The organism is Vibrio sp. 1288, assembly GCF_033344475.1.
In genome coordinates this window covers 1-706 of sequence record NZ_JAWPOX010000513.1, presented here as the reverse complement: position 1 = coordinate 706, position 706 = coordinate 1, and the positions used below count along the sequence as shown (strand labels likewise).

Sequence of the window (706 nt, the reverse complement as noted above, 5' to 3'; positions counted from 1 at the left end):
CGGCCCAAATAAGCCTCTTTGCCATTTAGGTGGTTGGTCGCAAAACGCTGGTAATGTTCTTTGCTAAGTTGCGTCGATGCATCGCATTGGCTAAACAAGCGAACATACGCACGCAGTCCGAGATCTTTGGCTTTTAGCTCTATCGCGCTAATAACTTGCTTGAAGTCACCGCACTTTAGAATCGAGCCCTGCAAATCCATGAACTCGTAGAAGGTACGATCGTTGTTTGCCGCAAGCGACATTAACGTGGTGATCTCTTCTTCAAGCTCTTCAATACGCTGCCGCTGGCGATTCATTTGAATATGCACCAACGAAACCGTACCTAAATCCGAATGTGGAAAAGACAGACGATCCACCAGCTCAGGGCGCTCAACAAAAAAGTCAGGGTGATCTTTTAGGTATTCAGCCACCACTTCTGCCGTTAATGCGTCAGCTTCAACTTGAGACAAACCGTTTCCTTTTTCTTTGACTAGCACGACAGTTGACCATCAAATACGTGAGTTGCCGGGCCGGTCATAAAGAGTGGTTTACCTGGGCCTTGCCAAGAAATATGCAGCTCACCACCAGGTAGCGATACTTTCACACTCTCATCCAAAAGTCCTTGCAAAATACCCACAGCCACCGCGCCACATGCGCCGCTACCACAAGCTTGTGTTTCACCTGCGCCGCGCTCGTAAACTCGAAGACGAATATGGTCACGACTCAC

The 706-nt window shown here is 48.7% G+C and carries 1 protein-coding gene and 1 pseudogene; both read right to left on the bottom strand.

The features are described from left to right. Positions 1-476: DUF484 family protein (locus R8O11_RS27715; RefSeq protein ID WP_318194935.1), on the bottom strand; the 476-nt coding region annotated here is incomplete at its 3' end. After that, positions 470-706 (bottom strand): annotated as a pseudogene (gene dapF / locus R8O11_RS27710) (diaminopimelate epimerase); the annotation flags it as partial. The pseudogene dapF and the gene R8O11_RS27715, both read right to left, overlap by 7 nt.